Annotated in this window: 1 protein-coding gene and 1 pseudogene; both read left to right on the forward strand. The window is 64.6% G+C overall.

What is annotated here, in order from left to right; translation table 11 throughout:
- The first annotated feature begins 119 nt into the window (after window positions 1-119).
- Window positions 120-317 carry a hypothetical protein gene (locus tag JCM19049_RS16770; RefSeq protein ID WP_279403482.1) on the forward strand — a complete coding sequence of 66 codons (198 nt, stop codon included), beginning with the start codon at window positions 120-122 and terminating at the stop codon, window positions 315-317.
- Window positions 317-661 (forward strand): annotated as a pseudogene (locus tag JCM19049_RS16775) (M3 family peptidase); the annotation flags it as partial. The gene JCM19049_RS16770 and the pseudogene JCM19049_RS16775, both read left to right, overlap by 1 nt.

The following is a 661-nucleotide window of genomic DNA, read 5'->3' on the forward strand; positions in this document are numbered from 1 at the left end:
GGCTCGAAGCTTCATGCCTCTTAGCGTACGCAATCGGCCAGGACGCCTTGGACCGCTTCGCGTAAATGCCCGCGAATGGGCGGTGAATATGACAACCTTTGATTATGGTGAACCCCCTCTTGCAACGCAGCGAACTGCCCTACCAGTGGCCTGACTTTTCCGCACTGGGCGCCGACGACTACCTGGAGGCGGCCAGGATCGGCGCGACCGTCCAGATCGAGGAGATCGAGGTGATCCTGTCCAACGCGGACTCGGCGACCTTCGAGAACACCTTCCTGGCCCTGGAGCGCAGCGGGCAGATCCTGCGCCGGGCCTGATGACCTACTTCAGCGTGCTCTCGGCCCACGGCACCGAGGAGATCCGTGCCGTCCAGCAGGAAATCACCGGGCTCTACACCCGCCAAGAGGACGAGATCCAGCTCAACGGCCCCCTCTACGAACGGCTGAACCAGCTGGATGTGCAACAGCTGGAGGGTGAGGACCGGCGTCTGGCCACCGAAACCCTGACCCGCTTCCGGCTGGCCGGAGCCACCCTGTCCGGGACGGACAAGGAACGGCTCAAGCAGCTGAACGCCCAGATCTCCGATCTGTCCACCCGGTTCTCCGCCGCCGCACTGGAGGCGCAGAACGCCCACGCCGTGCTGTTCGAGGACGCCGCCGAG

It is taken from the genome of Arthrobacter sp. JCM 19049 (genome assembly GCF_001310435.1).